13 protein-coding genes and 1 pseudogene are annotated in these 20,073 nt (G+C 74.1%); 5 read left to right on the top strand and 9 right to left on the bottom strand.

Going from position 1 to position 20,073, the window contains the following annotated elements; translation table 11 throughout:
• The first annotated feature begins 41 nt into the window (after positions 1-41).
• Together ABD361_RS10505 and ABD361_RS10500 are read left to right on the top strand one after the other, a co-directional pair.
• Complete coding sequence (locus tag ABD361_RS10505) at positions 42-653, top strand: histone deacetylase (RefSeq protein ID WP_344434960.1); 612 nt, start codon at positions 42-44, stop codon at positions 651-653.
• Positions 654-948: 295 nt separating this feature from the next.
• Positions 949-4,089 carry a bifunctional [glutamine synthetase] adenylyltransferase/[glutamine synthetase]-adenylyl-L-tyrosine phosphorylase gene (locus ABD361_RS10500; RefSeq protein ID WP_344434673.1) on the top strand — a complete coding sequence of 1,047 codons (3,141 nt, stop codon included), beginning with the start codon at positions 949-951 and terminating at the stop codon, positions 4,087-4,089.
• Between the two features lie 30 nt (positions 4,090-4,119).
• On the opposite strand, the gene ABD361_RS10495 is transcribed toward ABD361_RS10500, so the two are convergent.
• The 6 genes from ABD361_RS10495 to ABD361_RS10470 form a co-directional block, all read right to left on the bottom strand.
• A complete protein-coding gene (locus tag ABD361_RS10495; RefSeq protein ID WP_344434672.1) occupies positions 4,120-4,974 on the bottom strand; it encodes a phosphatase PAP2 family protein in 855 nt (284 codons plus the stop codon).
• Positions 4,975-5,081: 107 nt separating this feature from the next.
• Entirely contained in the window at positions 5,082-6,107 is a 1,026-nt protein-coding gene (locus tag ABD361_RS10490; RefSeq protein WP_344434671.1) for a LacI family DNA-binding transcriptional regulator, read from the bottom strand.
• Positions 6,108-6,132: 25 nt separating this feature from the next.
• The gene (locus ABD361_RS10485; protein ID WP_344434670.1) at positions 6,133-7,782 is read right to left on the bottom strand and encodes a glycoside hydrolase family 13 protein; all 1,650 of its coding nucleotides are present in this window, start codon (positions 7,780-7,782) and stop codon (positions 6,133-6,135) included.
• A gap of 77 nt (positions 7,783-7,859) precedes the next feature.
• Positions 7,860-8,717, bottom strand: coding sequence for a sugar ABC transporter permease (locus tag ABD361_RS10480; protein WP_344434669.1), 858 nt, complete (start codon positions 8,715-8,717; stop codon positions 7,860-7,862).
• Complete coding sequence (locus ABD361_RS10475) at positions 8,714-9,658, bottom strand: carbohydrate ABC transporter permease (RefSeq protein WP_344434668.1); 945 nt, start codon at positions 9,656-9,658, stop codon at positions 8,714-8,716. The genes ABD361_RS10480 and ABD361_RS10475 overlap by 4 nt, the downstream gene beginning before the upstream one ends.
• A gap of 7 nt (positions 9,659-9,665) precedes the next feature.
• Entirely contained in the window at positions 9,666-10,967 is a 1,302-nt protein-coding gene (locus ABD361_RS10470; RefSeq protein WP_344434666.1) for an extracellular solute-binding protein, read from the bottom strand.
• 268 nt (positions 10,968-11,235) lie between these two features.
• On the opposite strand from ABD361_RS10470, the pseudogene ABD361_RS10465 reads away from it, so the two are divergent.
• A pseudogene (locus ABD361_RS10465) lies at positions 11,236-12,594 on the top strand (alpha-amylase); the annotation flags it as partial.
• A gap of 234 nt (positions 12,595-12,828) precedes the next feature.
• A complete protein-coding gene (pulA, locus tag ABD361_RS10460; RefSeq protein WP_344434665.1) occupies positions 12,829-15,408 on the top strand; it encodes a pullulanase-type alpha-1,6-glucosidase in 2,580 nt (859 codons plus the stop codon).
• Positions 15,409-15,592: 184 nt separating this feature from the next.
• Here the strand turns inward: pulA and ABD361_RS10455 are convergent, their stop codons facing one another.
• Positions 15,593-17,530, bottom strand: a complete 1,938-nt coding sequence (locus ABD361_RS10455) for a hypothetical protein (protein WP_344434663.1) — start codon at positions 17,528-17,530, stop codon at positions 15,593-15,595.
• A gap of 189 nt (positions 17,531-17,719) precedes the next feature.
• Here ABD361_RS10455 and ABD361_RS10450 point away from each other — a divergent pair, with 189 nt between their 5' ends.
• Positions 17,720-18,397, top strand: a complete 678-nt coding sequence (locus tag ABD361_RS10450) for a GNAT family N-acetyltransferase (protein WP_344434662.1) — start codon at positions 17,720-17,722, stop codon at positions 18,395-18,397.
• 118 nt (positions 18,398-18,515) lie between these two features.
• Here the strand turns inward: ABD361_RS10450 and ABD361_RS10445 are convergent, their stop codons facing one another.
• Positions 18,516-19,319 (bottom strand): tyrosine-protein phosphatase, encoded by an 804-nt coding sequence (locus ABD361_RS10445; RefSeq protein WP_344434661.1) that lies wholly within the window; start codon positions 19,317-19,319, stop codon positions 18,516-18,518.
• 47 nt (positions 19,320-19,366) lie between these two features.
• A complete protein-coding gene (locus ABD361_RS10440) occupies positions 19,367-19,993 on the bottom strand; it encodes a rhomboid-like protein (protein ID WP_344434660.1) in 627 nt (208 codons plus the stop codon).
• Positions 19,994-20,073: the final 80 nt, after the last annotated feature.

The raw sequence follows: 20,073 nt of genomic DNA, 5'->3' as shown, positions 1-20,073 counted from the left end.
GCGCCCCCGGCCGCGTCTGGTACGCGGCCTTCGGGTCGAACATGCACGCGCGGCGCTTACGCTGCTACCTCACCGGGGGCAGGCCGGCCGGGGCACGGCGGACGTACCCCGGCTGCCGGGACCCGCGTCCGCCGGAGCGGTCGGTGCCGCTGATGCTGCCGGGAGTGCTGTACTTCGCCACCGAGTCGCCCGTGTGGCGCGGCGGACGGGCGTTCTACGACCCCGACGGCGCCGGTACGACGGCCGCCCGCGGCTATCTGCTCACCGCCGCGCAGTTCTGCGACGTCGCCGCGCAGGAGATGTACCGCGAGCCGGGCCGGGACCGGGACCTGGACCTCAGCCGCGTCCGGGCCGGCTCCCGGCTCGTCCTGGGGCCCGGGCGCTACGAGACGCTGGTGTGCCCCGGCACGCTGGAGGGGCACCCGGTGCTGACCTTCACCGCGCCCTGGGGCCACCGCGAGGTGCCCGGCAACCCGCCGTCGGCGGCGTACCTGCGGCACATCGCCGCCGGCCTGGCCGAGGCGCACGGCTGGGGCGCGGAGCGCGCGGCCGCGTACCTGGCCGGCTGTCCGGGAGCGGACGGACACTGGACGCGCGAGTCCGCGGCGGCACTCCTGCGCTCCGCGCCGACCGATCACGACGGTGCCCCGTAGGGGCGGCGCCCTCGACTGCGGGCCGTCGGTGGCCGATCGCGCAGTTCCCCGCGCCCCTTCGGGGCGCCCCGTCAGGGGCGCGGGGAACTGCGCGACAAGCCACGACGTGCCTGCAGATGCACTGCCGTGCTGCGCCCGGACGCCGGGGTAGCGCTTCGGCCGCAGGCCGCCGGTGGCCGATCGCGCCCGCGCGGCGGCAGCCGCAGATCGACGCTGCCCCGCGCCCCCTACGGGGGCGCTGGGCACTAGGCTCGTTCGTGGTCTGATCGGCGGGCACCGGAGCGGGAGGCAGGCGATGACCGTGCCGCAGGGGCGGCGGAGCAGTACGTACACCCGGTTGCTGAGGTACGGCTTCACGGATCCCGCAGCCGCCGAAAGGCTGCTCGAAGGGCCGGGGCTGGCCTCCGTGGGCGCCGACCCGGTGCTGCTCGACGCGCTCGGCGCGGCCGCCGACCCCGACCTCGCGCTGCGCGGGCTGGTGCGGCTGGAGGAGGCCGAGCGGGACGCCGGCGAGCGCCGGGCGCTGCTGGAGACGCTGGTGGCCGCCAAGCCGCTGCGCGACCGGCTGCTGGGGGTGCTCGGCGCCTCCGAGGCGCTCGGTGACCACCTGGCCCGCCACCCCGGCGACTGGCACGTCCTGCACGACTTCGAACCGGCCGATCTGCGCCCGGACGTGGCGCAGTTCGAGCGGGCCCTGGCCGAGGGCATGCGCGGCGGCCGCGAGCGCGGCCTGCCGGCGCCCGACGCGCTGCGCGCCGCCTATCGCCGGGCCCTGCTGGGCATCGCCGCCCGCGACGTCAGCGGCAGCACCGACCTGTCGACGACCGCCGCCGAACTCGCCGACCTGGCCACCGCCACGCTGCGCGCCGCGCTGGCCGTGGCCGAGGAGGAGCAGCCGGCCGACGCCGCCGCCTGCCGGCTGGCCGTCATCGGCATGGGCAAGTGCGGCGGCCGGGAACTGAACTACGTCTCCGACGTCGACGTCATCTTCGTGGCCGAGCCGCGGGGGGAGACGCCGGAGGGCCGGGCCCTGCAGGCCGCCACCCGGCTGGCCTCGCGAATGATGCGGGTGTGCTCCGACGTCACGCCCGAGGGCACCATCTGGCCCGTGGACGCCAATCTGCGCCCCGAGGGCCGCAACGGGCCCCTCGTACGCACCCTGAGCAGCCATCTCGCCTACTACCAGCGGTGGGCCAAGACCTGGGAGTTCCAGGCGCTGCTCAAGGCCCGGCCGGTGGCGGGCGACGCGGCGCTGGGAGGCGCGTACGCCGAGGCCGTCTCGCAGCTGGTGTGGCAGGCCGCCGAGCGGGAGAACTTCGTCGCCGACGTGCAACAGATGCGCCGGCGCGTGGTCGCCTCCATCCCCGCGGGCCAGCTGGAGCGCGAGCTGAAGCTGGGCCCCGGGGGCCTGCGCGACGTCGAATTCGCCGTGCAGCTGCTGCAGTTGGTGCACGGGCGCAGCGACGCCACCCTGCGCGTGCCCGGCACCCTGGACGCGCTGGCCGCCCTCGCCGCCGGCGGGTACGTCGGCCGCGCGGACGCGGCGGCGCTGGACGCCGCCTACCGGTTCCTGCGGTCCATGGAGCACCACATCCAGCTCTACCGGCTGCGCCGCACCCACCTCGTGCCCGAGGCCGAGGCCGACCTGCGGCGCCTGGGCCGCTCGCTGGCCCGCACCCACGGCTGGCCCCAGGGCACCGAGCCGGTCGCCGAGCTCGGCGCGCAGTGGCGCCAGCACACCCGCGAGGTGCGCCGGCTGCACGAGAAGCTGTTCTACCGGCCGCTGCTGGACGCCGTCGCCCAGCTCGAACCCGGCGAGATCCGGCTCAGCCCCAAGGCCGCCGGCCAGCGCCTGGAGGCCCTGGGGTACGCCGATCCCGTCGGCGCCCTGCGCCACCTGGAGGCGCTCGCCTCCGGGGTGACCCGCAAGGCGGCCATCCAGCGCACGCTGCTGCCGGTGCTGCTGGGCTGGTTCGCCGACTCCGCCGACCCCGACGCGGGTCTGCTGAACTTCCACAAGGTCTCCGACGCCCTCGGCCGGACCCCCTGGTACCTGCGGCTGCTGCGCGACGAGGGCGCCGCCGCCGAGAACCTCGCCCGGGTGCTCTCCGCCGGCCGCCTCGCCCCCGACCTGCTGCTGCGCGCCCCCGAGGCCGTCGCCCTGCTCGGCGACCCCGGCGGCCTGCGGCCCCGTACCCGCGAGGCACTGGAGCAGGAGGTGCTGGCCGCCGTCGGCCGGGCCGAGGACGCCGAGGCCGCCATCGTCGCGGTGCGCGGAGTGCGCCGTCGGGAGCTGTTCCGCACCGCCGCGGCCGACATCATCGGCGCCTACGGGCGGGCCGGAACGCCCTCCGAGGCGCACGCCTCCGGCGCGCACGGCACCGGCTCCCGCGGGGCGGCCGAGACCGCCGGCGCCGACCACGCCGCCCGCGCCGGCATCGTCGGCGACGCCGTGACCGACATCAATGCCGCCACCCTCGCCGGCGCCCTGCGCGCCGCCGTCCGGGCCGAGTGGGGCGAGACCCTGCCCACCCGGTTCGCCGTCATCGGCATGGGCCGCTTCGGCGGCCACGAGCAGGGCTACGGCTCCGACGCCGACGTCCTGTTCGTCCACGAGCCCCGCGAGGGCGTTCCCGAGGAGGAGGCCGCCAAGGCGGCCCACGCCGTGGCCGGCGAGATGCGCCGGCTCCTGCAGCTGCCCACCACCGATCCGCCGCTGATCGTGGACGCCGACCTGCGCCCCGAGGGCCGGTCCGGCCCGATCGTGCGCAGCCTCGCCTCCTACGCCGCCTACTACCGGCGCTGGTCGCTGGTGTGGGAGAGCCAGGCCCTGCTGCGCGCCGAGCCGGTGGCGGGCGACGCGGACCTCGGGCGGCGCTTCGTCGAACTGATCGACCCGCTGCGCTATCCCGCCGAGGGCCTGGGCGAGGACGCCGTGCGCGAGATCCGCCGGCTGAAGGCACGCATGGAGTCCGAGCGGCTGCCGCGCGGCGCCGACCCCACCACCCACACCAAACTGGGCCGCGGCGGCCTGTCGGACGTGGAGTGGACGGTGCAGCTGCTGCAGATGCGGCACGGCTGGTCGGTGCCGGCGCTGCGCACCACCCGTACCCGCGAGGCGCTCGCGGCGGCCTGCGCGGCGGGGCTCGTCCCGGCCGAGCAGGCCCGCGTCCTGGACGAGGCGTGGGTGCTGGCCACCAGCGTGCGCAACGCGGTGATGCTGGTGCGCGGCCGGCCCGGCGACACCTTCCCGGGCGACGCCCGGGAGCTGGCCGCCGTCGGCCGCTACCTGGGCTACGAGCCGGGCCACGTGGGGGAGATGCTGGACGACTACCGGCGCACCACGCGCCGGGCCCGCGCCGTGGTCGAGGAGTTGTTCTACGGGTCGGTCAACGGTTCGCGGGGCGGCCACAACGGCGCGCGGGGCGGCCGGTGACGCGGGGCGGCCGGTGAACCAAGGATCCCGCTAGGGGCGCCCGCTCGCCACCCGGCGGGCCAGGCGCAGCGGGAACGCCCCGAACCACGCGTAGGACAGGCCGAAACCGACCCCCAGGCACAGCAGCCCGCCCACCGCGTCCAGCCAGAAGTGGTTGGCGGTGGAGACGATGACCACCAGCGTCGCCAGCGGGTAGAGCACGGCCAGCACGCGGACCCACGCGGCCCGGGCGAGGGTGGCGACCATGACGCCGCACCAGGCCGACCAGCCGATGTGCATGGAGGGCATGGCCGCGTACTGGTTGGACATGTCGGCGAGGTTGCCCGAGGCCATCGAGCCCCAGGTGTGGTGCACCACGACGGTGTCGACGAAGCCCGGGCCCTGCATGAGCCGGGGCGGCGCGAGCGGATACAGGTAGTAGCCGAGCAGTGCCACACCGGTGGTGGCGAACAGGGCCAGACGGCCGGCCGAATATCGGCCCGGATGCCAGCGGTAGAGCCAGACCAGCACCGTGATCGTCAGCACGAAATGCAACGTGGCGTAGTAGTAGTTCATGCCCACGACCAGCCACGTCACCGAATTCACGGCCTTGTTGACCGTGTGCTCGACGGCGATGTGCAGGCTCTGCTCGGTCTGCCAGATCCAGTCGGCGTTGCGCAGCGCCGCGGCGCGCTGCTCCGGCACGGCGTTGCGGATGAGCGAATACGTCCAGTAACTCACTGCGATCAGCAGCACCTCGAACCACAGGCGCGGGTGCCGGGGCGTGCGCGGTCTGCGCAGGACGTGCGCCCGGGGGCGGCCCGCCGACGGCCCCTCCGCGCGCTCGTCGGTGGGTGGCGGAGCGGCCGTCCGGCCTTGCACAGTCCTCACTGTCGCTTCACCCATAGGCCAACAGTCTGCCAGAAAGCGCCCCGCGCCAGATCGCCCGAGCGATCGTTACCGGCCGCCCGCCACCCCCGTGCACCGGCCCCCGCGAGGGCCCGCGCGCGTCGTCAGGAACGCCCGCCGGGCACCGAGGCGGTCGAGCCCCGCACGACCAGTTCGGGCAGGAAGACGAACTCGCTGTGCGGCGCCGGCGTCCCCCCGACCTCCTCCAGCAACGCCCGCACCGCGGCCTGACCCATCGACTGCACCGGCTGCCGAATGGTCGTCAGGGGCGGATCGGTGAAGGCGATCAGCGGCGAGTCGTCGAACCCCACCACCGAGACGTCGCGCGGCACTTCGAGCCCCCGCTGCCGGGCCGCCCGGACGACCCCGAGCGCCATCATGTCGCTCGCGCACACCACCGCCGTGCACCCCCGGTCGATCAGCGCGGCGGCCGCCGCCTGACCACCCTCAAGGGTGAACAGCGAATGCTGTATCAGCGCCTCCGCCTCCGGCTCGGGCAGGCCGAGCTGCTCGCGCATGCTCGCCACGAAGCCCTCGATCTTGCGCTGCACCGGCACGTACCGCCGCGGCCCCACCGCGAGCCCTATGCGCCGGTGCCCCAATGCCGCCAAATGGGTGACGGCCAGCCGCATCGCCGCCCGGTCGTCGGGAGAGACGAAGGGCGCCCGGACCTGCGGCGAAAAGCCGTTGATCAGCACGAACGGCACCCCCTGCGCACGCAGCCGCTCGTAGCGCTGCATGTCCGCCGAGGTGTCCGCGTGCAGCCCGGAGACGAAGAGGATGCCGGCGACGCCGCGCTCGACGAGCATCTCCGTCAGCTCGTCCTCGGTGGAGCCGCCCGGCGTCTGCGTGGCCAGCACCGGCGTGTATCCCTGCCGGGTCAGCGCCTGGCCGATCACCTGGGCGAACGCCGGGAAGATGGGGTTGTCCAGCTCCGGGGTGATCAGCCCGACCAGCCCGGCACTGCGCTGGCGCAGCCGTACGGGCCGCTCGTAGCCCAGCACGTCGAGCGCGGCCAGCACCGACTGACGGGTGGAGGCGGCCACCCCCGGCTTCCCGTTGAGGACACGGCTGACGGTCGCTTCGCTGACACCCGCCTGGGCGGCGATGTCGGCCAGCCGTGCGGTCACAGGAGGTGACGATACCGGTCGCATCTCAGACTGCCCACCACACACAAGAATTCGAAGGAATCCTTACCGTACCGCCCGCGAATTCCAGGGCTGCGCTCGCCAGCACCGGACGGCCCGGCACGGGAAGCGTCACCTCGGCACCCAGCGTGTTCAGGGTGCACACGAAACCGGGGCGGCTGAAGGCCAGCACGCCCTCGGGCGCCTGGAGCCAGCCCATGTCGCCGTCGCCCAGGCCCGGCAGCTGCCGCCGCAGCGCGAGCGCCGAGCGGTACAGCTCCAGCATCGAGCGCGGATCGCCGGACTGCGCCTCGACCGACAGCCCCGCCCACTGCTCGGGCTGCGGCAGCCAGCTGCCGCCCGGCCCGAAGCCGTACGGGGCCGCCTCGCCCGACCACGGCAGCGGCACCCGGCAGCCGTCGCGCAGGCCGTCCTGGCCGTCGCCGCGGAAGAACGCCGGGTCCTGGCGCACCTCGTCCGGCAGGTCCACGACCTCCGGCAGGCCCAGCTCCTCGCCCTGGTAGACGTACGCCGAGCCGGGCAGCGCCAGCATCAGCAGCGCCGCCGCCCGGGCCCGGGTCCGGCCCAGCTCCCCGTCGCCGGCGCCGTAGCGGGTCACGTGCCGCACCACGTCGTGGTTGGAGAGCACCCACGTCGTGGGCGCCCCCACCGAGGCGGTCGCCGCCAGCGACCGGTCGATCACCTCGCGCATGGCGTCGGCGTCCCAGTCGCAGGTCAGGAACTGGAAGTTGAAGGCCTGGTGCAGCTCGTCCGGGCGCACGTACAGCGCCAGGCGCTCCGAGGTCGGCGCCCACGCCTCCGCCACGCCCACCCGCTCGCCGGGGTAGGAGTCCAGCAGCTTGCGCCAGGCGCGGTGGATCTCGTGCACCCCGTCCTGGTCGAAGAACGGCAGCACCTGCGCCCCGATCAGCTTGGCCTGCTCGGTGCGGCCGATGTCGGGCAGGCCCGGCGCCTTGACCATGCCGTGCGCGACGTCGATGCGGAAGCCGTCGACGCCCAGGTCCAGCCAGAACCGCAGGACGGAGTCGAACTCCTCGCGCACCTCGGGGCTGTCCCAGTTCAGGTCCGGCTGCTCGGGCGCGAACAGGTGCAGGTACCACTCGCCGGGCCGGCCGTCCGCGTCCGTCGTCCGCGTCCAGGCCGGGCCGCCGAAGACCGACTCCCAGTCGTTCGGCGGCAGTTCCCCGTCCTCGCCCCGGCCCGGCCGGAAGTGGTAGCGCGCGCGGGCCGTCCCCCCCGGACGGTCCGCGAGCGCCTCCTGGAACCAGACGTGCTGGTCGGAGGTGTGGTTGGGCACGATGTCCACGATCACCCGCAGGCCCAGCCGGTGGGCCTCGCGCACCAGGTCGTCGGCGTCCGACAGCTGCCCGAACAGCGGGTCGACGGCCCGGTAGTCGGCCACGTCGTAGCCCCCGTCCGCCTGCGGGGAGGCGTAGAACGGCGTCAGCCACAGCGCGTCCACCCCGAGGCCGGCCAGGTACGGCAGCCGCTCGCGGATCCCGCGCAGGTCGCCGACGCCGTCCCCGTCGCTGTCGGCGAACGAGCGCACGTACACCTGGTAGATGACGGCGCTGCGCCACCAGCCGGCCTGCTCGCCGGAGGCGGCTGCGGAATCGGCGGCGAACGGGCGGACGGAGGGCGCGAGGTCCGGGGTCATGTACGTCCTATCGGTTCGTGATGTCGTATGGCGGGGCGGGCCGTGCGCACGGCTCAACGACGGGCGGGGCCCGCGGGTCAGCCCTTCGTCCCGCCCGCGGTGAGCCCGGCGACCAGGTGCCGCTGGGCGAAGAAGAAGACCAGCCCGGCGGGCAGCGCGATGAGCACGGCGGCCGCCGTCATCAGCCCCCACTCGGCCTTCTGCTGGCCGACGAAGGTCTGCAGGCCCACGGCGAGCGTGTAGTGCTCCTCGCTGCTCATGAACTGGCTGGCGAAGGCCACCTCGCCCCAGGCGGTGATGAAGGAGTAGAAGCCGGTGACCGCCAGCCCCGGCCGGGCCAGCGGCAGGATCAGCCGCCAGAACGTGCCGAACGGGGTGAGCCCGTCGACCCGGCCGGCCTCGTCGATCTCGGCCGGTATGGAGTCGAAGTAGCCCTTGAGCATCCACGCGCAGAACGGCACCGAGACCGTGCAGTACGTGAGGATCAGGCCGACGTAGGAGTCCAGCAGCCCCAGCTGTCCCAGGAGGGTGTACAGCGGCACGATCAGCACCGCCATCGGGAACATCTGCACCACCAGGAACGTCCACATCAGCGGCCGGTGGCCGGGGAAGCGCATCCGCGAGACCGCGTACCCCGCGCTCGCCGCCACCAGCACGCCCAGGACGGTGGCGCCCAGGGCCACGACGAGCGAGTTGCCGAACCAGGTCAGGAACTTCGTCTCGCCCAGCACGTGCGTGTAGTTCGACAGGCCGAAGCCGGTCGCCCGCATCGGCTCCTGCCAGCCGTCGCGCCCGCGCAGCGAGACGTAGACGACGAACAGGACGGGGAAGACGGCGATCGCCGAGGCCGCGATCAGCGCGGCGTGCAGCGCCGTCGAGGCGCCGCGCGAGCGCTGCCCGCGCTGCCGCCGGCGGGTGGGGATCGTGGTGCTCATCGCGTCGCGGCCTCCTGCCTGGCGAGCATCCGGCGGTAGAAGACGGCGAAGACCAGCAGCAGCGAGAGGATGAGGATCCCGTACGTCGCCGAGCCCGCGTAGTCGCGCACGCCCTGGAAGGCCATCCGGTAGGCGTACGTCACGAGGATCTCGCTGTCCGAGCTCGCCCCCTGCCCGATCAGCAGGTAGATGACCTGGAACATGTTGAACGTCCAGATGACGCCCAGCAGGATCACCGTGCCGCTCACCGTCCGCAGCCCCGGCAGGGTCACGTGGCGGAAGCGCTGCCAGGGGCTCGCGCCGTCCATCTCGGCGGCCTCGTGCAGCTCGCTCGGGATGGACTGCAGGCCGCCGAGGATGGCCATCATCATGAAGGGCACGCCCAGCCACACGTTGACGGCGACCGCCGAGACCTTCTGCAGCGTGCTGTCGCCCAGCCAGTCCACGGGGCCGAACCCCATGGCGGACAGGAAGCCGTTCAGCACGCCGTACTTCTCGTTGAACATCAGCCGCCAGGCGAAGGTGGCGACGAACGCCGGCACCGCCCACGGCAGCATCAGCAGCACCCGGTACAGGGCCCTGAAGCGCACCTTGCGGTTGAGCAGCAGGGCCAGGGCGAGGCCGATGGCGTAGTGCAGCAGGACGCAGGACGCGGTCCATACGACGGTCCAGGTCAGGCGGGAGTAGAAGTGGCCCTCCTGGCCGGAGAGCACCTTCCAGTAGTTGTCGAGCCCGACGAACTGGTAGGTGGCGGGGATGTCGTTGACGCCGATGGTGCGGGCGACGTTCGCCTCGTTGGCATCCGTGAAGGACAGGTAGATGCCCCTGCCCAGCGGATAGCCGACGAGCACGCCGAGCACGACGACGACCGGCGCCACCATCGCCCACGCGTACCAGTGGGTGGAGAAGGAGCGCCTGACCCGGGTGACGAGTGTGGCCATGTCGGGACTACTCCTGGATGCCGTAGTCCTTGAGGAGCGTGGACTGCCAGGCCTTCGCCGTGGCGTCGAGCCCGGCCTTGGGCTCCTCCTTCAAGGTCAGGATCTTGGTGTAGTGCTGCAGCCATTCGGTGAACAGGTCGCCGCCCTGCGGGATCGGCGGCCGCGGGTGGGCCTTGGCCAGGGCCTGGTAGTAGGCGCTGCGGACCGGGTCGGCGAGAACGGTCTTGCTGTAGGCCGACTTGCGGGTCGGCAGCACGCCGATGGCGTTGGAGACGCTCTCCTCCTGCGCGGCCCCGGTCATGAACCTGGTGAAGAGGTAGGAGGCGTCGAAGTTCTTCGAGCCGGCGTAGACCACGAGGTTGTGCCCGCCGACGGGCGCGCCCGCGGTGCCGGTGGAGCCGGCCGGGACGGGGGCGATGCCCAGGTTCTCGCGGGACTTGTAGGCGTCGCCGCCGAAGATCTCCTTGGTCGCCCAGGGACCGTCGACGAGCATGGCCAGCTTGCCGTTCTTGAAGTCCGTCTTGAGCGCGTTGTACCCGTCGGTGCCGGCCGGCTTGGGCGCGGCCCCGGACTTCACCAGGTCGACGGCGGTCTCGATGCCCTTGAGGGACGCCGCGGAGGAGATGGTGATCTTCTTGGCGGCGGCGTCGACCATGTCGGACTTCTCGCCGTAGAGGAAGGGCAGCGAGTAGTAGCTGTCGGGGCTCAGACCGATGCCCTCGGCGCCCGTCTTGTCCTTGATCTTCGCCGCGGCCTCCTTCACCTCCTGCCAGGTGGCCGGGGCCTTGTCGACGCCCGCCTTCTGGAAGAGCTCCTTGTTGTAGAGGAGGCCGAGGGTGTCGGTGACCTGCGGGACGCCGTACGTCTTGCCCTGGTACGCGGCGTTCTTCAGCGGGCCTTCGAGGAAGTCGCCGGAGTCGTCCAGGGCGGGGGTGCCGGTGAGGTCCTTGAGGTAGCCGAGCTGGGCGAAGCCGGGGGTCCAGCCCACGTCGGAACGCAGCACGTCGGGGGCGCCCTTGCCGGTCGCGGCGGCGGTCTTGAACTTCTGCTGGGCCTGGTCGAAGGGCACGTTGACGTACTCGACCTTGATCTTCGGGTACTTGGCCTCGAAGTCGGCGACCAGCTTCTTGAACGCGGGCGCCTCGTTGGTGGCGTCCGAGGTGTCCCACCAGGTGATGGTGCCGCTCACGCTGCCCGGGTCGCTCGCCGCCTTGGCCCCGTCGCTCTTGTCGCCGCCGCCACCGCCGCACGCGGTCGCCGTCAGGGCCAGCGCGCCGACAAGGGCGGCGACCGATATGCCTCTTCGCATATGGATGCTCCTCTTTCAGATGGCCGTCTGAGGGGTGGGCGGCCAGAGCTGAGGAGGAAGTTAACAGGCTGAAATCTCTTGCGAAAGAGTTTGCAAGAAGGGAATCGCGAGATTTCGGGGCTGTAACCGTTCCGTGTCCGGAGGGTTGACCAGGGCGGGAGGGGCTCGTACGGTCTGCGGCGGCAAGCGGTTGCATCGTGCGGGCACGCCTTGCTGAAAGAACCTGCAAGTGAGCAACCCCCCACCTGGAGGCCTCGTGCCCCGAAGAATCGTTTCATCGGTGCTGGCGCTGGTGGCCGGCACGACCGTCGCCGTGCTGCCGCAGCAGCCGGCGGCCGCCGCCGCTCCCGGCGCCAAGGACGTCACCGCCGTCCTCTTCGAATGGGACTTCCCCTCCGTCGCCCGCGCGTGCAAGGACACCCTCGGCCCCGCCGGCTACGGCGCCGTCCAGGTCTCCCCGCCCCAGGAACACGCCCAGGGCCCCCAGTGGTGGACCTCCTACCAGCCCGTCAGCTACCGCATCGCCGGCCGGCTCGGCGACCGCACCGCCTTCGCGAACATGATCGACGCCTGCCACGCCGCCGGCGTGAAGGTCGTCGTCGACGCCGTCGTCAACCACATGGCGGCCGGCGCGGGCACCGGCACGGGCGGCACCCCGTATACGAAGTACGACTACCCCGGCCTGTACGAGGGCCAGGACATGGACGACTGCCGCAGCGTCGTCAGCGACTACCGCGACCGGCACAACGTCCAGGACTGCGAACTCGTCGGCCTCGCCGACCTCGACACCGGCGAGGAACGCGTCCGCGCCCGCATCGCCGGCTACCTCGACGACCTCCTCCGGCTGGGCGCGGACGGCTTCCGCATCGACGCCGCCAAGCACATCCCGGCCGCCGACCTCGCCGCGATCAAAGGGCGGTTGAGCCGGCCGGACGTCTACTGGAAGCAGGAGACCATCTACGGCGCGGGGGAGGCCGTGCAGCCGGAGGAGTACCTCGGCACGGGCGACGCCCAGGAGTTCCGCTACGCGCGGGACCTGCGACGGGTGTTCCTGAGCGAGCGGCTCGCCTACTTGCGCAACTACGGCGAGGGATGGGGCTACCTGCCCGGAGCCCAGGCATCCGTATTCGTCGACAACCACGACACCGAACGCGGCGGCGACACCCTCAGCTACAAGGACGGCGCGAACTACACCCTCGCGTCGGTGTTCATGCTCGCCTGGCCGTACGGCTCGCCCGACGTCCACTCCGGCTACGAGTTCACCGACCGGGACGCGGGGCCGCCGAGAGGCGGCGCGGTCGCGGCGTGCTGGCAGGACGGCTGGAAGTGCCAGCACGCATGGCCCGAGATCCGCAGCATGGTCGCCTTCCGCAACACGGTGCGCGGGGAAGCGGTGCGGGACTGGTGGGACAACGGCTACCAGGCGATCGCCTTCGGGCGGGGTGACAAGGGATACGTGGTGATCAACCACGAGGCGTTCGCGGTGACCCGCACCTTCCGGACGTCGCTGGCCGCAGGCACGTACGTCGACGTGCAGAGCGGTCGCCGGGTGACGGTGGGGGCGGACGGCACGTTCACGGCGACGGTGGCGCCGAACACGGCGTTGGCGCTGCACGTGGGGGCGCGCGGGTGAGTTGTTCCCCACCCCCGCCCTTTCTCCGTTTCCGAAGGGGCTGTCGCCCCTTCGCAACCCCACTCCGGGGGCTGCGCCCCCGAGCCCCCACCGGGGCTGCGCCCCCGGACCCCCGGGACCGGGCTGCGCTGGTTGTGGGCAATCGTTCCGCAGGGCGGAACGGGTGGGCACAACCGGCCCACCGGCGTGCAGCACCCCGGTCCTGAGCTCAGCCGAAGGAGACCGTTCGTGAGAAGACTTGCTGCCGTCGCGGCAGCCCTGGGCGTGGCCCTGACCCTCGCCGGGCCCGGCGGCACCGCCAACGCCGCCCCCTCCCCGGACGCCGCCCGCGTCCTGTGGCTCGACCGGCACACCGTCGCCTGGCCCAAGGGCCTCGGCGACCCCGCCGGCCCGCATCGCCTCGTCCACGACCGCGGGTCGTTCCCCCTCGTCCGCGACTCGAAGACGCTTCCCGGTTACGACACGTACCGCCTCGACGCGAGCGTCGCCGCCGAGCGCACCGCGCTCACCGGCGCGCTGCGCGCCGAGAGCGGTGACGGCGTTGTCACCGGCGTCCAGATACCCGGCGTCCTCGACGACCTCTACGGCACCGCCGCCGCGAAGGCACAGCTGGGGCCCGTGTTCCGCAACGGCCGGCCGTCGCTGGCCGTGTGGGCGCCCACCGCCCGCCGCGTGGCGCTGGAGCTGGAGGCGGGGGACGGCGCGCAGCGCATCCCCATGCACCGCGACGCCGCCACCGGCGTGTGGAGCGTGAACGGCCCGGCCTCCTGGAAGGGCAAGCGCTACCGCTACGCGGTGACCGTGTACGCCCCCGCCGCCCACGGCGTCGTCACCAACCTGGTCACGGACCCGTACTCCACCGCCTTGACCGCCGATTCGGCCCGCAGCGTGGTCGCCGATCTCGCCGATCCGGCGCTCGCGCCGCCCGGCTGGCAGGGGCTGCGCAAGCCGGCAGCCGTGCCGTGGCGTACGGCGCAGATCCAGGAGCTGCACGTGCGCGACTTCTCCGTCGCGGACCGCACCTCCGCCCACCCGGGCCAGTACCTCGCGTTCACCGATCGCGCCTCCGCCGGCATGCGGCACCTGAAGGAGCTGGCCGACGCCGGGACGTCGTACGTGCACCTGCTGCCCGTCTTCGACTTCGCCACCGTGCCGGAGCGGCCGGCCGACCGGCAGGTGCCCGGGTGCGACCTGGGCGCGCTGCCGGCCGACTCCGAGCGGCAGCAGGAGTGCGTCGCGAAGACCGCCGCCCGGGACGCCTACAACTGGGGCTACGACCCGCTGCACTACACGGTGCCGGAGGGCGGTTACGCCTCCGACCCGGACGGCCCCCGCCGGACGCTGGAGTTCCGGCAGATGGTGCAGGGCCTGTCGCAGGCCGGCCTGCGCACCGTGATGGACGTCGTCTACAACCACACGGCCGCCTCCGGCCAGGACCCGAAGTCCGTGCTCGACCGGATCGTGCCCGGCTACTACCACCGGCTCCTCGACGACGGCTCGGTGGCGAACTCCACCTGCTGCGCCAACACCGCGCCCGAGCACACGATGATGGGCAAGCTCGTCGTCGACTCGGTCGTCACCTGGGCCAGGCAGTACAAGGTCGACGGCTTCCGCTTCGACCTCATGGGCCACCACCCCAAGGCCAACATCCTGGCCGTGCGCCGGGCCCTCGACGCCCTGACCGTGGCGAAGGACGGCGTCGACGGCAAGGCGATCGTGCTGTACGGCGAGGGCTGGAACTTCGGAGAGGTCGCGAACGACGCCCGGTTCGTCCAGGCCACGCAGAAGAACATGGCCGGCACCGGCATCGCCACCTTCTCCGACCGCTCCCGGGACGCGATCCGTGGCGGCGGGCCCTTCGACGCCGACCCGCGCCTGCAGGGCTTCGCCTCCGGGCTGTTCACCGCGCCCAACGGCGCGCCCGGCAACGGCACCCCCGACGAGCAGCGGGCCCGGCTGCTGCACGACCAGGACCTGATCAAGGTCGGGCTGACCGGCAATCTCGCCGGCTACCGCTTCACCGACTCCTCCGGCCACGACGTGCGCGGCTCGGACGTCGACTACAACGGCTCGCCCGCCGGCTACGCCGCCGCGCCCGGCGACGCCCTGGCGTACGCCGACGCCCACGACAACGAGAGCCTCTTCGACGCCCTCGCCTACAAGCTGCCGCAGTCCACCCCTGCCACCGAGCGGGCGCGCGCCCAGGTCGTGGCCATGGCCACCGCCGCACTCTCCCAGGGCCCGGCCCTGAGCCAGGCCGGCACGGACCTGCTGCGCTCGAAGTCCCTGGACCGCAACTCCTACGACAGCGGCGACTGGTTCAACGCGATCCACTGGGACTGCGCGGCCGGCAACGGCTTCGGGCGCGGCCTGCCGCCCGCCGCCGACAACGCCGCCAAGTGGCCCTACGCGCGGCCCCTGCTGGCCGACGCGGCCCTGCGGCCCGGCTGCGGGCCCGTCACCGCCGCCTCCGCCGCCTACCGGGACCTGCTGCGCATCCGGACGACCGAGAAGGCCTTCGCCCTGCCCACGGCCGCGGCCGTGCAGGAGGCGCTGTCCTTCCCGCTGTCCGGCAGCAACGAGACGCCGGGCGTGATCACCATGCGCCTGGGCGACCTCGTCGTCGTCCTCAACGCGTCTCCGCAGCCGCAGCGCCAGCACGTCGCCGCCCTCGCCGGCACGCCGTACGCCCTGCACCCGGTGCAGGCGCACGGCGGCGATCCGGTGGTCAAGGGCGCCTCCTACGAGGCCGCGTCCGGCACGTTCACCGTGCCGGGGCGTACGGTCGCGGTCTTCCGCCGGGGCTGAGGCGCGGGGCACCACGCGCCCGCAGGCAGGGTGTCGTGCTTCGCCCGGGCCTCGGGGTGGCGCGTTCGGCTGCGGGCCGTCGGTGGCCGATCGCGCCCACGCGGCGGCAGCCGCAGATCGACACCGCCCCGCGCCCCCGACGGGGCGCCGTGGTGGCGCGTGACGAAGATCCGCCGGACACGCCCTAGCGCAGCGGTGCGATCGGCGTGCCGTCCGCGAGCCGGCCGCTCACCTCGACCTCGGCGCCCTCCCGGGCGGGCACGGCCAGCAGCGGCCCCTGGGCGCTGCCGCGCACCGCGCCCGTCGCGGAGACCGAGGCGACGCTGCCGCCGCCGGCGGCGAGGGCGTACCAGGTGCCGCCCGGCGCCTTCCACAGCGCGCCCGCCAGCACGTGCGGCTGGCGGGGCCCGCACGCGGGGGAGTCCTCGGTGCGGGCGACGAGCGCGCCCGGCGCGCCCGGGCGGGTCTGCGGCGCCTGGAACTGGACGAGGACCCGGCTGCCGGCGCCCCGCCAGGTCTCGGCCCGGGTGCAGGACCACTGCGCCGTGCCGGCCCCGCCGGGCAGGACCTGGGTGGCGTACTCCCAGGCGTTGACCGAGCGCACGCCCTGGCCGCGCACGTTCGACAGGTGGCAGGCGCTGTGCGCCCACTGGGCGCGCTCCTTGCCGTCGGCCACGTCGTGCGGCGCTGCGGGGGCGCCCGAGGTCAGCCGGGCCGGGAGCAGCTCCCCGAGGTCGGTGACCAGGTGGTCGCCGAGCTGCAGCGCGGTCCAGCTGTGGCAGTCGTTGCCGGAGTTGCCGTTGGGGGCGCTGCTGCCGGCGGGGCTGGGCACGGCGTCGATGACACCGGTGGCGTCGCGGTGCAGCGGCTGCGGGGCGGCCTTCACATCGAGCAGGTCGCGCACGGCCGCCGTCGTCACCCACGGGGCCGTCAGATAGCGGACGTTGCCGTCGGTGCGGCCGACGACCAGGGCGGTCGCGGTGCCGGTGTCGGCGGCGTCCGCGCGGCCGAAGTCCAGGGCCGCGGACGTGGTGTCGCCGCTGCGGGCCTCGGCATAGCGCACGACGCGCAGGCCGTCGAAGAACAGCACGACGACCGCCGCGTCCACCTCGCCGGCGTACAGCAGCTGCGGCGGGCCGGCGGCCGGGCCCGTGGGCGTTCCCGGTGTGGCGGTGACCTGCACCGTGCCACCGGGCCGGGCCCACACCGCGAGCGCCCGGCGCAGCAGGTCGCGGTCGCCGGTGCGGTTGCCGCGGGCGGGCCAGACGGCGAAGCCGCGGTGGTCGGCGCTCTGCCAGGCGGTGGGGGCGGCCGTGGTCAGCCGGGCGGGATCCAGCGCCTGCTCGGCCGCCGCGTTCTGCGCGTACGGCGGTGCGGCCGCCCCCTCGCGGCCCCAGCCGCCGTCGGGCAGCGCCACCAGCGTGCCGCACACCACCAGCGCCGCGGCGGCCGCCAGCGCCGCCCGCACGTGCTGGCGGCGGCGCATCAGGTCCGTCGGCCGGGCCTGCAGGGTGCACGGGTCGAACTCCACGGACTCCAGCAGCGGCACGTCCCGGCTGCCGGGCGGGACGCGCACCCCGTCCGCCTCCATCAGCGCCGCCGCCGGGTCGGGCACGCCGGCCGCCGCCAGCAGCCGGCGGACGTCGCGGTCGGCGGGCACCTCCAGGGCGCGCAGCACGTAGGCGGCGCGGCCGGGCGCGGACAGGGCCGCGAGCGCCTGGTCGAGCGCCAGCTCGTCGGCCCCGCCCGAGCGGGGGAACAACCGCAGGCCCCACACCTGCGGAAGCAGCGGCGGCAGCTGCGGCAGCCGGCGCGGGCGGGGGGCGAGGGCGGCGGTGAGCACGCGCTGGCGCAGGAAGGCGTAGCCGGGGTCGTCGACGGGCGCCGCCCTGCCGCCGCGGGGCGGCGGAACGGCGGGCGCCGGGCCCCCGCCGCCAGCCCGGCCGCGCCGATGCGCCCGCTGCACGAGCGCGTGCGCGGCCAGCACCCGGCGGCTGCGGCCCAGCCCGGGCGGCAGCACGAGGTAGGCGAGCCGGACCAGGCGCGGATAGTGCTCGAGCAGGGCCGCTTCGGCGTGCTCGACGTCGACGGGGACAGGGGCCAGTGTTGCTTGCTGCTCCACGTTCGTAGAACGAGTGAATGGTGCGGAGGTCACCCGTGTGGGGGTGGAAGGCCGCCGCGCGGCCCACTTCGTGCCAAGCGCTCCGCCGGACGCATCGCGGTCATCCCACGGCCACCTCACGGCCACCCGGCCGCCGCCGGCGGCTGTGACGGTGCAGCCGTCGGCACCCGTGAATTCGCCTGGAGCAGCATGAACCTCACCATGACGGCCGGGGCGGCGCCCGTCGGGAGCCGGCGAGCCCCCGCCGCAGTACCCGCCGGCGGATGGTTCGACCGGCCCGTCCTCGCCGGCTTCCGCGTCCGTCTGGAACCGCTGTCGCCGCTGCACGCGGACGGCCTGCTGGAGGCGGGCGACGACCCGCAGGTGTGGCGGTGGCTGCCGGTGCGCCGCCCCAGCAACCCCGTGGCGATGCGCGCGTACGTGGCGGAGCTGCTGGGCCGGTACCGCGACGGCCTGGCCGTGCCGTGGGCGCAGATCGACGTCCGTACGGGCCGGGTCGCCGGCGTCACCGCCTTCCGCGACCTGGCGCCCGGGGACCGGGGACTGCACATCGGGCACACCTGGCTGGGCGCGCACTTCCAGCGCACCGGCATCAACACCGAGGCCAAGCTGATGCTGCTGGAACGCGCATTCGACGTCCTCGGGGCGATCCGGGTGAGCTGGACGGCCCACCCGGAGAACCAGCAGACGCTGCGGGCCATCGAACGGCTGGGCGCACGCCGGGACGGAGTGCTCAGGCAGCACCGGATCATGCCCGACGGGACGTACCGCGACACGGTCGTCTACTCGCTGATCCACTCCGAGTGGCCCGCCGCCCGCGACGCCCTCCGCGCCCGCCTGCGCCGCGGCTCCGCCGGCGCCCCGTAGGGGCGCGGGGCCATGTCGGCCTGCGGTCGGCGTGCGGCCTTTCGTCTGCGGGCGCGTCGTGGCTTGTCGCGCAGTTCCCCGCGCCCCTTCGGGGCGCTGCTAATCCGTCGGACAGGCTCTACGCCACGCAGCGGGCGCGGATGCGGTCGACCAGGGCGTCGGGGACGCCGAGACCCTCGCGGACGTACCCCGCCACCGTGCCGTACGTCTGGTGCATCGCCTCCAGCGCCGCCGCCAGGTACGCCGCCCGCACCCCGAGCAGCGCCTCCACGATGTCCGGGTCCCCGCCGGCACCCGTGAAGCGGGCGATGGCCTCCGCGAACGCCTCCCGCACCGCCGGCGCGACCCCCAGGTACTCGGCCTCCACCGCCTCCGCGTCCGCGCCGAGCAGCATCAGCAGCACGCTCGCCGCCCAGCCCGTGCGGTCCTTGCCCGCCGTGCAGTGGAAGAGCAGGGGGCCGCAGTCGGGCTCGGCGAGGGTGGTCAGCAGCAGCCGGTAGGCCTGGCAGGCGGACTCGGAGGTCACGAAGGAGCGGTACAGGTCGCACATCAGCTTCTCGGCCTTGCCACCGCCCAGGTGCGTCTCGGCCAGGGCGGGGCTGCCGAGGACGTCCTCCAGCCGGGCGGCGGGCACGGCGCCCTCGCCGCGGGCGCGCTGCACGCCGGCCAGGACGTCGGCGACGATCAGCCGGGAACCGTCGGGCAGCCGGTCGGGGTGGGCGAGGCGCTCGTGCTCGGTGCGCAGGTCGATCACGGTCTTGATGCCCAGCGCGGCCACGACCGGATCGGTCGCGGCATCCAGGCGGTCGAGCTGGCCGGAGCGCAGCAGCAGACCCGGGCGGACGGCGGAGTTGCCGGCGAGCGCGATGCCGCCGAGGTCGCGGAGGTTGGTGATCGTCGAGGCGTCGAGCTGCTGCGGCATGGGCCGGTCTCCCTGGGGCTGCCGTGATCTATCGCATTTTCCGCCTTTTATTGTGAAGAACGGCGGCCGAGTCCGCGACGCCGCCCCCGGGCGAGCGCCGGGCCCAGGGCCGCGCCCAGGAGCAGGGCGACGAGGTGCCCGGCGTCGGTGAAGGTGACGCGGCCGCGCCCGCGCAGCAGGGGCCGCACCCCCAGGGCGAGCAGGGTGGCGCAGACGGCGGTGCGTGCCGGGCGGTGCGGTACGGCGGTGGCGAGGGCGCCCGCGACGGCGTACAGGCCGTAGCTCACGCCCACGTCCGTGGCGGAGCGGGTGGCCCGGTCGGCGTGCCGGGCGCGCAGGGCGCCGTAGACGATCAGGGACGCGCCCGCGTGGCCCCAGAGGAAGGCGGCCGCCGCCCACCACGCCCCGTAGGCGTACTCGGCGTACCCGAGCACGGCCAGGAGCAGCAGCGCGTACGGCAGGTCCATGGGCGCCTCGACCAGCAGGGCGCTGGTGACGAGGGTGTCCCAGCGGCCGGCGGCGAGGTTGTCGACGTTGGTGGAGCACCGCAGCAGCAGGCGCCGGCGCGCGTCGGGCGCGAGCAGGTGCCGCACGGCGTACGCGCCCAGCTGGACGCCCCCGACGTAGGCGAGGGCGAGACGGGGTGCCCGGACGCCCGGGGTGGTGGTGTGCACGGGCCCATGCTCCACCGCGGGCACCCGGGTGCGCCATGCTCTTGCCGAAGCCACGGCGCCCCGTAGGGGCGCGGGGCGGT

Origin of the sequence: Streptomyces luteosporeus, assembly GCF_039532865.1 — a bacterium.
Taxonomy (GTDB): Bacteria; Actinomycetota; Actinomycetes; order Streptomycetales; family Streptomycetaceae; genus Streptomyces; species Streptomyces luteosporeus.
The sequence above is the reverse complement of the archived record's forward strand: the minus strand, read 5'-3'. Positions and strand labels throughout refer to the sequence as shown.